The sequence below is a fragment of the Aphanizomenon sp. CS-733/32 genome, from assembly GCF_028330045.1.
In the GTDB taxonomy this organism is placed as follows: domain Bacteria; phylum Cyanobacteriota; class Cyanobacteriia; order Cyanobacteriales; family Nostocaceae; genus Dolichospermum; species Dolichospermum gracile.
On sequence record NZ_JAQMSE010000022.1, the window covers coordinates 20,608 to 35,138 of the forward strand.

Below are 14,531 nucleotides of genomic sequence, written 5' to 3' on the forward strand. Positions count from 1 at the left end.
ATGCGAAATATTCGAAATATTTGGGCGTTTACTTGGGGTGCTTTGGTGGGGGTTCTTGGCGGGTTAATCGGTTTGGGGGGTGCAGAGTTTCGGTTGCCTGTACTAATTAGGATTTTTAATTATCGCACTCTTCCGGCAATTATTATCAATCTCGTTGTTAGTTTAGTTACTGTTATCTGCTCATTTGTTTTTCGCAGCGGTGTTATTGGTATTGAAAATGTTGTTGCTCGCTTTGCCATCATCATCAATATTTTAGCAGGATCTTTGATTGGTTCGGCAATTAGCATTCCTATCATTAACGCACCCTACAATATCAGTCAAATTACAGTAATCGTTACACCTTCACTTTCATTCCCTAATCTATCCACAGCACATACCGCATAAGTTCCGGGTGGGACTGTCGCAAAGGTCGTACCAGCAGATAAAATGCGTTGAATTATCCAATTATTGTTATTTTGCAAATACAGAGTCCAAGAACGCACAGGTTGATTATCTCCCGGTTCCCAGTTTAATTTTCCATCCATAAACTTGAGATTTTTGGGAGGTGGTGGCGTGATGGAACTTTGCCATGACATAGTGGGAACTAAGGCAGGTGTGGGATAATCGGTTCTAAATTGGTCAGCAATGCCTTGACGATTTTCCTGAATACCCGTCATGCTGAAAAAGATATTACCCAAAGATAAACTACCTGCTAAATTCCGAGAAATCTGAATCTGCTTGACAATTTCGCTGTTTTTCCATTCCTTCCCATCTAGTTGTCCGAGATTGTTACCTGCATAGACATGACGCTGTTTGGTATTAATTTCTGTCCACCATTTCAGCAAAGTTTGATAACCTTGTTTGGTTTGGTCGGTACGCCAATAAAGTTGAGGAGCAATATAATCTATCCAGCCTTGCTGTAACCATTTTTTAGAATCTGCATAGAGAACATTATAGGCATCTAACCCGACAATTCCCGCAGGTTCTCCAGAACGATAAATACCAAAAGGACTAATTCCAAATTTCACATGAGGTTTGGTGGCTTTGATTCCTTGGGAAAGTCGCAATACCATTTGATTAACGTTTTCCCGTCGCCAATCTTCTAAACTTAGTTTACCGCCACTGGCTTTATAAGCTCCGTAGGTTTTATCATCGGGAAAAGGTTTACCAGATATGGGATAGGGGTAAAAATAATCATCTAAATGAATTGCATCTAAATCATAACGGCGGACAACATCAATAATGACGTTGTATGCTCTGTCTTGAACGATTTTTGCACCGGGGTCCATCCATTGTTGACTACCCCATTGATAAACAACTTCGGGATTTGTAACTGCAATGTGAGGACGAACGTTAGGAACTTGACTGTTAGCTCTAGCGCGGTAAGGATTAAACCAAGCGTGTAATTCAATATTGCGTTGATGACATTGGGCGATCGCAAACTCCAAAGGATCATAAAATGGACTTGGTGCTTTTCCCTGAGTTCCTGTTATCCAAGCACTCCAAGGTTCTAAGTCAGAAGCATATACAGCATCACCTTCCGGTCTCACCTGCAAAACTAAAGCGTTGAAATTCAAAGCTTGTAACTGTTTAATAATCGCCACCAATTCCGCTTTTTGCTGTTCCACAGACAGTCCTGGCTTAGAAGGCCAATCACTATTCCACACAGTCGCAACCCAAGCGCCTCGAAATTCTCGCCGATGATTTACCTTAACAGTCTTGGAGGTTGTCGGTTTAGGTGTAGGAATCGTTGTGGTTATAGATGCTGCAACAATATAGTCAGAAGGAATTTTTTGCGCTTTTCCCAAATACACTAAAGCTTGATAAACCATCACTGCCACATCTGCACGAGTAGCGGCTGTTTTATAATTTAGTATTTTGACGTTGGGATAATTCACCACCCAACCAGCACGAGTCGCCAAACCTATTTGATTAATTCCATAGTAAGGAATTAAAGATCCATCTTGATAAATTTCTGCCAGTTTACTCACTAAATCCAGGTCAACTTGACCAGCAATTCCCAAACCATTGACCATTGAGACTAAAGCATCACCCTTAGCAATACTTTCATCTATCCCAAACCGCTTGTTCGGATAACCAGTCAAAAATCCAGTTTCATAAACTTTCTTAATCGCGTTTATTGCCCAATGTGTATCAGGAACATCTCCAAAAGGCACATATGCACGTTTAACTGGTTGGGAAAAAACTGAAGCGATAATGGCAGCAAATTCAGCGCGAGTTACAGGGTTATTGGGGCGACAAGTTCCATCAGGATAACCGCTGATAATCCGCCGTGCTGCTAAAGCTTCTATAAATGGTCGGGACCAATGATTTTGAATATCGGAGAATGTTATGGGAGTAGATACCATATTTAAGGAGATAGTTACATCTTCTGTTAATTTAGCAATTTTTAAGTCATAACTGCTAATTTTCTAGCAATGCAGTCAGACAGATAAGTTTTTTAAATCTCTCTTCTGCAAAAAAATCACATTTCTATGTTTGTTGAGAATATGCTCGGTTAATTCTCAAGATTATTGAGAATGAAATCAATAAGCCAACGATTTTACTAGGGTATTGACATCTGGAAATTTTATGTTATTGTGAAGATATATAATCTGGAAGTTCTTATATCTAAAAATTAGGATTGCGGAAGGAAGGTTAATTTGTACAGTGTGTCATTCCTAGATGATACTCCTCGTCAATGCGTAAGTCCTATATCTTTATGCCAGAAGTTACACGGTTTTATGGAATAGTTATCAAAATTTTCTTTGCTGATCACCCACCTCCTCATTTTCATGCAGTTTACGGTGAGTATAATGCCTTAGTTGGTATTGAGTCTTTAAAAATTATTGAAGGAGATTTACCCAGTCGTGCTGAAAAAATGGTAATAGAATGGGCTACATTGTATCAGAAAGAACTGCTCAATATGTGGAATAGCCAAGAGTTTAATAAACTGCCACCTTTAAAATAATGGAGAGTTTTGATGAAACCTGCTCGTATTGTTTCTGCTCAAGCTATAGATGATCATAACTTGATCATTAAGTTTACAAATAACGAACTAAAAAAATATGATATCTCTAAATTATTAGATAACCCAATGTTTTCTCCTTTAAAAAATCCGGCATTTTTTAGAAATTTTATCATTGATTCAGGTGGTTATGCGTTAGTTTGGAATGAGGATATTGATATCAGTGAATATGAACTTTGGCAAAATGGAATCAGCATTACAAAAGAAGGGAACAGGGAACAGGGAATAGGGAACAGATAAAATCCAGGTTCATAAATTTTCTTAATCGCATTTATCGCCCAATGTGTATCAGGAACATCTCCAAAAGGCAGATATGCACGTTTAACTGGTTGGGAAAAATGGCGTTGCTGAATTGAGGTATGAAATTCCCAAATTGAATCTTTAAAACTCAAACCTCAGTGCGTCTTTGCGCCTTTGCGTGAGACTAAAATTCATACCCTTAATCAGCAACGTCGGGAAAAATAAGTTTTTTAAATCTCTCTTCTGCAAAAAAATCACATTTCTATGTTTGTTGAGAATATGCTCGGTTAATTCTCAAGATTATTGAGAATGTAATCAATAAGCCAACGATTTTACTAGTACAACACGTTTTTTGCACGCAGAGACGCAGAGGCGCAAAGAGTATAAAGTTTTATTTTCTGAATTTTATTGACTATGTTTTGTGATATAGTAATCACGACTTGACAAGTAATACCAGTTACCATGAATAATCGTCAGTTGCTAGAAGTTAGCGAGTATGTATGTTTGGGGTTATCAATCTTGGGAACAATAGTAGCTACAGTGACGCAACAGGTGGTTTATGCAGTTATTCCCCTGAGTTTAAGTGTAGCTTTAAATTTAGTTAATCGTCCTAAGTTTAATTATTCCCAATCACAAATTGAGCAATTACAAACAAGTTTGCAAAATATCACTGAAGAATTTTACCAAGTAGAAAAAACCATGAATACCTCCAATCAACGTTTGGAACAAATCGAAGCTTGGAGACAACAACTCAGCCAAATTATTGACCAAACAATTGAGATGGCAATTAATGAACGTTTGGGAAAACTTGAAGTTTATAAACAGGAAGTTAGTCAAATTGTTGATCAGAAAATTCAAATATCAATGCAAAAATTGAGTACGGAATTTAATGCAATTAATCAACAAATGCAAATAGTCAATAATCGGTTACAGCAATTAGATGTTTCTCTAGAAGGTTTGAGTTCTACTGTTGATAGAGATGAATATATCAGCAACATGGCAGAATTGAAAACTGAATTATCACAAATTAATCGACAGCTACAGGTCTTTAATTCTCGATTTGCAGAAATTGAACCTTCTATCAAAAATGGCAATGAAAGCAGTCAGCAACAATTAGCAGAATTACGGGATAATCAAGAAAATCAAAGTCAGGAATTTACTCAGATTCATCAACAGATCGAAGTTGTTAATTCTCGATTTGCAGAAATTGATAATTCAACACAAAAATTACATCAGACAATTTTAGAACAAAACCAATCAATAGGTGAAATTAAAGAAAAGCAAGCAAGTGAAATTTCCAAAAATAATGATATCCTTGATTCTATTAACCAACGGTTGACAGATAGATTAACAGAATTAGATAGTTTATTTACAGCTTTGGTACAACCGTTACAGGTTGAAAATAAATCAAATTCGCAAACAAATCCAATACCAGAAACAGCAAGTCAAGAAAGAGAAGAAATTAACAGAATTAATAACTTAGATTCTATTGGAAATTCTATTAACGAATCGTTGAAGACCTTGGGTGTGTTGACGGAATTAAATACTTGGTTTAACCCGTCACAGTTAGGAAATGAATCAAGTATAAAAGAATCAGATAATTATCAAGAAACATTGGAAGTAATTCCTACCACATCTTCATCAAATGACAACACCGAAAAATTAGTATTTGTTGGTACTCTCAAAGGACATGAAAATAAAGTTCTTTCTGTTGCTTTTAGTCCAGATGGGAGATTTTTAGCAAGTGGGAGTGATGATACAATCATTAAATTGTGGGATTTAGCAACTCAGCAACATCGCACCTTTGAAGGACATGGAGAATCTTCTTGGTCTAGAGGAATTAATTCGGTAGGGTCATTAGAAACAGGAAAAGAAGTTTACTCCTTCAAAAGTCATACCGATGATGTTTTATCTGTAACTTTTAGTCCCGACGGTAAACTATTAGCTAGTGGTGCAGGTGGTAATGATAAAACTATCAAGATTTTACAATTAGCTGAAAATAAAGTGAAAACCTTAACAGGACATTCTGATTGGTTTGGAGGGATTACTTCTCTAGCATTTAGTCCCGACGGAAAAATTTTAATTAGTGGTAGTCAAGACAAAACTATTAAACTTTGGAATCTAGAAACTAGTCAGGAAATTAAAACTTTATCAGGACACTCTGATCATATTTGTTCTGTTGCATATAGTCCTAATGGACAGATTTTAGCGAGCGCTAGTAAAGATAAAACAGTGAAATTATGGTCAGTCGCTAGTGGTGAGGAAATTTCTAGCGTCAAATGTACTGATTCTGTAATTTACTCAATTACTTTCAGTCCAGATGGTAAAATATTAGCGGCTGGAAGTGGAGATACAACCATTACTCTATTTCCCATAGCATAACTATCTTCACCTTTGCGCCTTTGCTCCTTTGCGTGAGACTAATTCATACTTTCATTCACCAACGCCATAATCAATAAAAACGGGGAAGTCTGCAATAGTAAGGATTATTTAAATGCTGCTATATTTAAGAATTGAAAATTTTGCCTTAATTGATCATCTGGAATTGGATTTTGGTGTAGGTTTGAATGTATTAACAGGGGAAACCGGCGCAGGAAAATCAATCATATTAGATGCTATTGATGCCGTTTTGGGTGGTAAAGTCTCTAGTCGGGTAATTCGCACTGGCACAAATCGCGCTATCGTGGAGGCGACTTTTAGCGTTACTCCGCCCCTAGCTGCTTGGTTAAGTGAACAAGAAATTGATTTAACCGATGATCATGCTGTGATTATTAGTCGGGAAATTGCCACCACTAGCAGTAATATCCGTAGTAGATCAAGAGTAAATGGAGTGCTGGTAAATCGCCCCTTAATGGCAGGATTACGAAACAGTTTAGTAGAAATTACAGCACAAGGACAAACGGTACAGGTGGGACAATCTGCCCAAGTTCGAGATTGGTTAGATTTATATGGTGGTGATACTTTATTGCAAAAACGCCAAAATGTTGCCGCTGCTTTTATTCTATATCAACAAGCCCGGCAAGCGCTAGAAAAACGCCGCACATCAGAACGGGAACGGCTGCAACAGTTAGATTTATTAACATATCAAGTACAAGAATTGGGTGCGGCTAATCTTGATGATGCCCAGGAAATGGAACAATTAAATCAAGAAAGAGAACGCCTCAATCATGTTGTGGATTTACAACAAATGAGTTACAAAGTCTATCAAGCTTTGTATCAAGATGATCAGGAAACGCCCACTGCTGCTGATTTATTAGCCGATGGAGAGATGACATTAACTCACATGGTGGAGTATGATCCTCAATTACAATCTCTCTTGGAATTGGTGCGAGATGCGATCGCAGCGGTGATGGAAGTGGGGAGACAAATTAATGCTTATGGAGAAGGACTAGAAGCAGATCCCCAGCGCTTGGAAGAATTGGATGAACGGATACGGGAATTAAAACAAATTTGTCGCAAATATGGACCAACTCTCACGGAAGCTATTTCTTATTATGAACGTATTCAAACTGAATTAGCTGAACTAAATAATAGTGAACAATCTATCGAAACTTTAGAACAACAAGAACAATTATATTTACAGGAACTCCAGCAAGTTAGTCAACAATTAACCCAATTACGTCAGCAAACTGCGGCTAATTTAGAATCTCGGTTATTAGCTGAACTCAAGCCGTTAGCAATGGATAAGGTGAAATTTCAAGTAGAAATCGTCCCCATTACCCCCGCAGCTACAGGTGCAGATAAAATTACTTTTATGTTCAGTCCTAACCCCGGTGAACCTATCCAACCATTAACAGAAATTGCTTCTGGTGGAGAAATGAGCCGTTTTTTACTAGCTTTAAAAGCTTGTTTTAATCAAGGTAATGAAGTGGGAACAATGATATTTGATGAAATTGATGTGGGGGTTTCTGGTAGAGTTGCCCAAGCCATAGCAGAGAAATTGCACCAACTTAGTCAAGGACATCAGGTATTATGTGTAACTCATCAGCCTCTAGTTGCAGCAATGGCAGATCGTCATTTTCGTGTTGATAAATTAGTTATTAATAAAGCCAGAAATAGTAATGATGAACAGCGAACTGTGGTGAGAGTAACAAGTTTAGATAATTTAACTACCCGTCGGGAAGAATTGGCGCAGTTAGCTGGTGGTAAATCAGCAAATGAAGCAATTTCTTTTGCTGAATCTTTATTATTACAAGCTGCTAATCATCGGGAAAGGGGGAAATAGATGGTGAAATTGTCAGAATCAGGATATCCAGGATTTCAGGATTTTCAGGATTTTTTATAAGATTATAGAAATTTGGCGTTTTGGGTGTAAACGGGTTTGCATCCGCTACTATTAGATCCCCAAGAGGCATAAAAACCAATTTCCTTGGATGTTGACTCCGACAGAACAGAAAAAAAGACAAGGTAGGTTTCGTCTGTGTAACCGTGATTTCTAATCGCTTTTCAAATTACCTAAGTTCTCTATAAAATCTGCGTGTTCTACAGACTGTAAACCAGCTTGTAAAACATTCAACACAACTTGCATATTACCTGTTAATAATTCATTTACCGCTAACCATAAACCTGGAAATACCCGACTTTGTAAAACTCCCTCTTGATTAGGTGCTAATTCTAAATATTCACCTTCTTGTAAGGAAAACCAACTCAATTTTTGGTCTAAAACTTGCCAAACAATATATTCTTTGACTCCATTGCGACGATAAGCTTGTTTTTTGTCATGTAGGTCAATAGCTGCACTACTAGCAGCAATTTCTATAACCAACTCCGGCGCACCTTCAATATAATCATCCTCACTGATTCGAGTTTGTCCACCTACTTCTGGTATAATAATCAAAATTGCATCAGGTTGAGGTTCGTTATCCAAGTCTAACCGCACTGTGGGTTCAACTCCTAATGCCACACCAGGAGTTAAAACTTCATAATTGCCAAGCCATGTTAAGATTCGACCATGAGGTTGCCCATGACTTCTAAAACGCAGAGCAGCGGGCATAATATAAACAATTCCTTCAATTAGTTCAGCTTTTTTAGGTTTAGATATTGTATTATATCGCCGTTCAAATTCATAACGGGTGAGTTTATCTCCGTGTGTTAAAGGAGGAATTGTTGAAGTAATAAAGGGTATTTCCACCATAATTGTTGTAATGAGTAATGAAGCCCTGACTGCATCATAGCAAATTATTCACAATTTTCATTATCTAATTTTATTATCTACAATATGACAAATTTCTTAACAGACTCCACAGATATAAATAGATTTAATTTATCTGCAAAATTAAACCCAAAACAAAGAAGTGAATTGGGTCAATTTATGACTCCTGCGACAGTTGCGAGATTGATGGCAGGACAATTTAAGAATTTATCAGGTCAGATTAATTTACTAGATCCTGGTGCTGGTGTTGGGTCTTTAACTGCTGCTTTTGTAGAGCGATTATTGACAAATTCCAATCAAGTTGAAAGTTGTTTTATCACAGCTTATGAAGTAGAAGCAAGCTTTATACCCTCGCTGCAAGAATGTCTTAATCAGTGTTGTCAAGCCTTAAAAAATAGAGGGATTAAAGCAGATTATTGTTTACAGAATGAAAGCTTTATTGGAAGTATTCCAGAAAATAATTTACCACTTTTTAATACTTATGCTCAGAACTTTACTCATGCTATTATGAATCCACCTTATAAAAAGATTAACAGTAAATCAATTGAGAGAAAAATACTGTCAAAGCTGGGAATTGAAACGGTAAATTTATATAGTGCATTTGTTTGGCTATCCATATTACAACTTTCTCAAAATGGAGAGATAGTGGCAATTACTCCCAGAAGCTTTTGCAATGGTAGTTACTTCCGTCCTTTTCGCCAAGCTTTTTTGGAAAAAATGTCACTGCAAAATATTCATATATTTACAAGTCGCTCATTAGCTTTTGCAGAAGACAATGTTTTACAAGAAAATATTATTTTTCATGCTACTAAAACAGAAGCTAAACCTAAATTTATAGAAACAAGTATTAATTCAGAACAAGAATTAGATAGTTTTTCGGAAATGAGACTTGTTCCCTATAACCAAGTTATTGAGACAAATGATCCTGAAATGTTTATCCATGTTCTTACCAACTCTTTGGAAGATGCTTTAAAAGTGCAAATGGATAAATTTCCATCTACATTAGAAGAACTTAGTTTAGAAATTTCAACCGGTCCAGTTGTAGATTTTCGTCTCAAATCATCTTTAAGAAATTCCTTAAATGATCAAACAGTTCCCTTAATTTACCCAGAATCTATCAAACCAGGAAAAGTTTTATTTCCTCCCACAAAACCGAAAAAATCAATTGCTATTGAAAAGAATCAAGAAACACAAAAATGGTTAATTCCATCGGGTTGTTATGTTGTAATCAAACGGTTTTCTGCAAAGGAAGAAAAACGCCGTATTGTTGCTGCTGTATCTTTCCCCATAGATTCATCTGCACTGGGTATAGAAAATCATCTTAACTATTATCATGCTAGGGGAAAGGGAATGAATCCCGACCTAGCAAAAGGTTTAGCAGCATTTCTCAATTCAACTTTATTTGATCAATACTTTCGCCTGTTTAGTGGTAACACACAAGTTAATGCTACAGACTTACGAAAAATTAAATACCCCTGTAAAAATGATTTAATAAAACTAGGAACACAAATTCATGAATCTGCGTTTGATCAAAATCAAATTGATCAACTTGTACATCAGAATCTATCAATTATGAGTGAAACAATCAACACAATTCACGCTAGTAAACGTATTCAAGAAGCACTAACTATTCTTAAAGAAATTTCTGCACCGAAAGAACAGCAAAACGAAAGATCGGCACTTTGCTTACTTGCATTAGCAGATATTCGACCGGAAACTGCTTGGAATCAAGCAACAACACCCAAACGCAGAATTACTGAAATGATGGATTGGTTTCGTGATTTTTATGGAAAACAATACGCACCAAATACACGGGAAACAGTGAGAAGACAAACAATGCACCAGTTTGTACAAATGGGTTTAGTTGTGGAAAATCCAGATCAACCAGAACGACCAACTAATAGTCCTAAATGGTGTTATCAACTTCAGCAACAAGCACTTTTACTGATACAATCTTATGGTTCTGATCAGTGGAAAGAATCTCGTCGTAATTATACTATTTCTGTCAAGAATTTATTGCAGGATAGAACTCGAAATATCCCCACAATTCCCGTTACTTTACCCAATGGACAAGCAATTTATCTATCATCAGGTGGACAAAATAATTTAATCAAAGACATTTGTGAAAATTTTTGTCCCAGATTTACACCAGGAGGTTTGGTTCTTTATGTCAGTGATGCGAGGGATAAGTTCATTATTAATGAAATTCAAAAGTTTAGAGAAATAGGAATTGATTTAGATCCTCATGGTAAAATGCCAGATGTTGTAGTTTATTATCAACAACAGGACTGGCTAATATTAATAGAAGCTGTCACCAGTCATGGACCTGTGAATTTAAAACGACACAATGAATTAAAACAACTATTTCAGTCTAGTAGTAAGGGGTTAGTTTTTATGACTGCTTTTCCCAGTCGCAAGGAAATGACTCGATATTTAGCTGAGATTTCTTGGGAAACAGAAGTTTGGGTAGCAGACCAACCAGATCATTTAATTCATTTTAACGGAGAGAGATTTCTCGGACCATACAAAACTCAGTAAAATAGTTTGGGAAATTTTGATCCAAATATTTTGCAAATCATTAAGATTTATTGACTTAAACAACATAAATATTGTTTAAATTAGCAGCCATAACCCAGTCAGCAACTAGGTTTCACTGTCTCCCACATCAAATAACCTCGCAACAAACCTTATTTGTTCATAGCGGTTAGGTTTGAGAAAATCAGAAACGATTTAATAATCAAGCACTTATAGTTATTTGACTTGTCAAGGGAGAACACAGGATGAAATTGGCTTACTGGATGTATTCAGGCCCCGCTCACATTGGAACTTTGCGAATTGCGAGTTCTTTTAAAAACGTTCATGCAATTATGCACGCGCCCCTGGGTGATGATTACTTCAACGTTATGCGTTCCATGCTATCGCGGGAGAGAAACTTTACCCCAGTTACAACCAGCGTTGTTGACAGAAACGTTTTAGCGCGTGGTTCTCAAGAAAAGGTGGTAGACAACATCACCCGCAAAGACGCGGAAGAACACCCAGATTTAATTGTTTTAACTCCTACCTGCACTTCCAGCATTTTGCAAGAAGACTTACACAACTTTGTGGAAAGGGCGCAGTTGGAAGCAAAAGGGGACGTAATGCTGGCGGACGTGAACCATTACCGCTACAACGAATTACAAGCCGCAGATCGCACTCTACAACAAATCGTCCAATATTACATTGATAAAGCCCGGAAGCGGGGGGAATTACCAGCAGAGAAAACAGTCAAACCCTCAGTTAACATTATCGGAGTTTCCACGCTGGGTTTCCACAATAACCACGATGTTACCGAACTGAAGCGATTAATGACTGATTTGGGAATTCAGGTAAATACTGTGATTCCTGAAGGTGCGTCGGTTCATGAGTTAAAAACTATGCCTCAAGCTTGGTTTAACTTAATTCCTTACCGAGAACTGGGGTTAACCACAGCTAAATATTTAGAAGAACAATTCGGGACTCCTTACGTAGATATTACGCCGATGGGTGTGGTAGAAACTGCAAGATGTATCCGTAAAATTCAGCAGGTAATTAACGCTCAAGGTGCTGAGGTTAATTATGAAGACTTCATTAATGAACAAACTCTGCACGTATCCCAAGCGGCTTGGTTTTCCCGTTCTATTGACTGTCAGAACTTGACAGGGAAGAAAGCGGTGGTTTTTGGTGATAATACCCATGCGGCGGCTTTGACAAAGATTTTATCGCGGGAAATGGGGATTCATGTAGTTTGGGCGGGTACTTATTGCAAGTATGATGCTGACTGGTTTAGAGAACAGGTGAGCGAATATTGCGATGAAGTATTAATTACCGATGATCATGGGGAAATTGGGGATGCGATCGCTCGCGTTGAACCTGCTGCTATATTTGGTACACAGATGGAACGCCACGTTGGTAAACGTTTGGATATTCCTTGCGGTGTCATTGCAGCACCAATTCACGTTCAGAATTTCCCCATTGGTTACAAACCATTTATGGGTTATGAAGGCACAAATCAAATCACCGATTTAATCTACAATTCCTTCACTTTGGGAATGGAAGATCACCTTTTAGAAATCTTTGGTGGACACGATACAAAGGAAGTAATTACCAAAGGAATTTCTGCGGAGTCTGGTTTGAATTGGACAAAAGATGGACAAGCAGAATTGAATAAAATTCCTGGTTTTGTGCGCGGAAAAGTGAAGCGAAATACTGAAAAGTTTGCCCGTGAACGTGGGTTTAAAGATATCTCGGCTGAGGTTTTGTACGCAGCTAAGGAGTCTGTAGGGGCGTAGGTTGAGAAGATTAAGGGGTAAGGATTCATTGATGATCTTTACCTCTTAATCTCTTTTCCAAAATACTTGACAAATTACTATTTATAAAGGACAATAAAGATTATTATTAAAAATTATTAAAACTACTTATAATGACAGAATTAAATAAACAGCAGGATAAGGTCGCACTCTTAGCAGCACTCCGTGAAAACGGGATTAAGCACACCCCAGACGAGGTAAAGAGTATAGCTCAAACTCCTGATGGTAAAATTGTCTTTTTAGAAAAAGGAACATCTGAAGCAGGGCTTCAACACATATTAGAAGAACATTCTTCACAATTTGCGGGTCAAGGAATAGAAGCAGACCAAATACCAGATGCAATTATTACAGCAGTAATAGAAGGTAAAATAGTTGGCTATCAAGACAGAAGAAAAACTCGCCCTATTTATGAAGTTAATTTTAATGGCAAAACTCATTATATAGCTGTGACTGTAAGCAATAATGGATATATAGTTGGGGCTAACCCCAGAACTTCCCCATAACTCAATACGGTTCAGTTAACTAAATCACAACGGGTTGAAACCATTAAAATTTCGTTACCTAATAGTATCTGAAAAACCCTTAACTGAACCGTATTCTTCTATAACTTGGTAAACTCACTATGGCAGACAAAATCAAACTCATGGCCGATTATGGATGCTACCCACTATGGTGGGCTAGTTATGATAAAGCTGGAGATATTGACCCTCAAACACTGCTACTCAGCAAAGAAACAATTAGCCGCTTAGAAAAATGGGCAGATATTTATGATGCAAAATTAAACTGGGAAGATCCTAATTCATCAGGTTTTCCCAGTTTAGAGGCTAAAGCGGCTTTTGAAGCAGAAGGTATTAGTTTGTGGAAGCAACTACAAAAAGAACTTGCACCTAATTATGAAGTTTTCTATTTCAGTGAAACTTTACGTAAAGTTGTTACTGACATGAAGGAATTAGACTCTTTGCGTGTTATCTATGCTTAAAATACTTCAAATACGTCAGCGTGAGCATAATGTTTAGAATTTATCTATAACGTTCTTGCTTACACTTTGGACAAAGACTACTATTCATCGTTATTTTAACATGGGATGAAAACACTTTCTTGCACTTAGGATTATTGCATGGAGCTACATAATTACCTTGCATAATATGTACGACTTCTCGCTCTAAGAGAATTGGATCATGGTCAAACTTAAAATTACTCAATTCAAAAGATGAAGCTTGAGTTGACTCATCATATTGTTCAGGAGTAATCGTTACCAAAATCAATTTTTTGGTATAGTCTGGAATAATTGTTTTTATTCCTGGTAAAATATCTAAATCCCCTGGAATAACAACTTGAATATCTGTTTCTGTTGACCCTATCAGGGTATGCTCAACTAGCCTAGCAACCAGGGATGTCGCCCTTATTGCTGCTGACGAATTAGCAAGTTTATTAGAAACAACTCATTTACTGCGATCGCCTAAAAATGCAGCACGTCTTTTAACTGCTTTGGAAAGAGCGAAAGCCAGAACTTTAAAACCGCAAAGCATCAATGAACTACGTCAGAAGTTGGGAATTGACGAAAAAGAAGAAGGATGAATCAAAACCCTCAGAAATTAAAATTCGGGATGCTGATAGTCAACGAAAAAAATAAATCATGACAACAGCTACCTTATTCCAATGGGTAGAAGTGACGTACTCCACACACTCCCTTTCAGGTGAGTGTGGGCTTCTCAGTGACTCCTCTATGAGGACATTAACTGAGCTTTAAGACCGTGCGCCCCACGGTTCTTTGGTTTTGAGATTTGTTTTTTGTTTTGTAGGCTGC

Annotated in this window: 11 protein-coding genes; 9 read left to right on the plus strand and 2 right to left on the minus strand. The window is 37.3% G+C overall.

Annotated elements, in window-relative coordinates; translation table 11 throughout:
• Positions 1-384 carry a hypothetical protein gene (locus tag PN471_RS01750; RefSeq protein ID WP_271775409.1) on the plus strand — a complete coding sequence of 128 codons (384 nt, stop codon included), beginning with the start codon at positions 1-3 and terminating at the stop codon, positions 382-384.
• On the opposite strand, the gene PN471_RS01755 is transcribed toward PN471_RS01750, so the two are convergent.
• On the minus strand, positions 318-2,348 hold the full coding sequence (locus tag PN471_RS01755; RefSeq protein WP_271775410.1) for a glycoside hydrolase family 10 protein: 2,031 nt from the start codon (positions 2,346-2,348) through the stop codon (positions 318-320). The genes PN471_RS01750 and PN471_RS01755 overlap by 67 nt on opposite strands.
• A gap of 353 nt (positions 2,349-2,701) precedes the next feature.
• Between PN471_RS01755 and PN471_RS01760 the strand changes: the two genes are divergently transcribed.
• From PN471_RS01760 to recN, 4 genes are all read left to right on the plus strand, one after another.
• Positions 2,702-2,950 (plus strand): DUF4160 domain-containing protein, encoded by a 249-nt coding sequence (locus PN471_RS01760; RefSeq protein WP_096663750.1) that lies wholly within the window; start codon positions 2,702-2,704, stop codon positions 2,948-2,950.
• Positions 2,951-2,962: 12 nt separating this feature from the next.
• Positions 2,963-3,247, plus strand: a complete 285-nt coding sequence (locus PN471_RS01765; RefSeq protein ID WP_271775411.1) for a DUF2442 domain-containing protein — start codon at positions 2,963-2,965, stop codon at positions 3,245-3,247.
• A gap of 462 nt (positions 3,248-3,709) precedes the next feature.
• The gene (locus PN471_RS01770) at positions 3,710-5,629 is read left to right on the plus strand and encodes a WD40 repeat domain-containing protein (protein ID WP_271775412.1); all 1,920 of its coding nucleotides are present in this window, start codon (positions 3,710-3,712) and stop codon (positions 5,627-5,629) included.
• Positions 5,630-5,741: 112 nt separating this feature from the next.
• Positions 5,742-7,472: a DNA repair protein RecN gene (recN, locus tag PN471_RS01775; protein ID WP_271775413.1), complete on the plus strand. Its 1,731-nt coding sequence runs from the start codon at positions 5,742-5,744 to the stop codon at positions 7,470-7,472.
• A 210-nt stretch (positions 7,473-7,682) separates the two neighbouring features.
• Here recN and PN471_RS01780 read toward each other — a convergent pair whose 3' ends face one another.
• Positions 7,683-8,381, minus strand: a complete 699-nt coding sequence (locus PN471_RS01780) for a Uma2 family endonuclease (protein ID WP_271775414.1) — start codon at positions 8,379-8,381, stop codon at positions 7,683-7,685.
• Positions 8,382-8,465: 84 nt separating this feature from the next.
• Here PN471_RS01780 and PN471_RS01785 point away from each other — a divergent pair, with 84 nt between their 5' ends.
• The 4 genes from PN471_RS01785 (at position 8,466) to PN471_RS01800 (ending at position 13,703) form a co-directional block, all read left to right on the plus strand.
• Positions 8,466-10,937 (plus strand): BsuBI/PstI family type II restriction endonuclease, encoded by a 2,472-nt coding sequence (locus PN471_RS01785; RefSeq protein WP_271775415.1) that lies wholly within the window; start codon positions 8,466-8,468, stop codon positions 10,935-10,937.
• Between the two features lie 242 nt (positions 10,938-11,179).
• Positions 11,180-12,706, plus strand: coding sequence for a ferredoxin:protochlorophyllide reductase (ATP-dependent) subunit B (gene bchB, locus PN471_RS01790; protein WP_271775416.1), 1,527 nt, complete (start codon positions 11,180-11,182; stop codon positions 12,704-12,706).
• Between the two features lie 131 nt (positions 12,707-12,837).
• A complete protein-coding gene (locus tag PN471_RS01795) occupies positions 12,838-13,227 on the plus strand; it encodes a hypothetical protein (RefSeq protein ID WP_271775417.1) in 390 nt (129 codons plus the stop codon).
• 119 nt (positions 13,228-13,346) lie between these two features.
• On the plus strand, positions 13,347-13,703 hold the full coding sequence (locus PN471_RS01800; protein ID WP_148761997.1) for a hypothetical protein: 357 nt from the start codon (positions 13,347-13,349) through the stop codon (positions 13,701-13,703).
• Positions 13,704-14,531 lie beyond the last annotated feature (828 nt).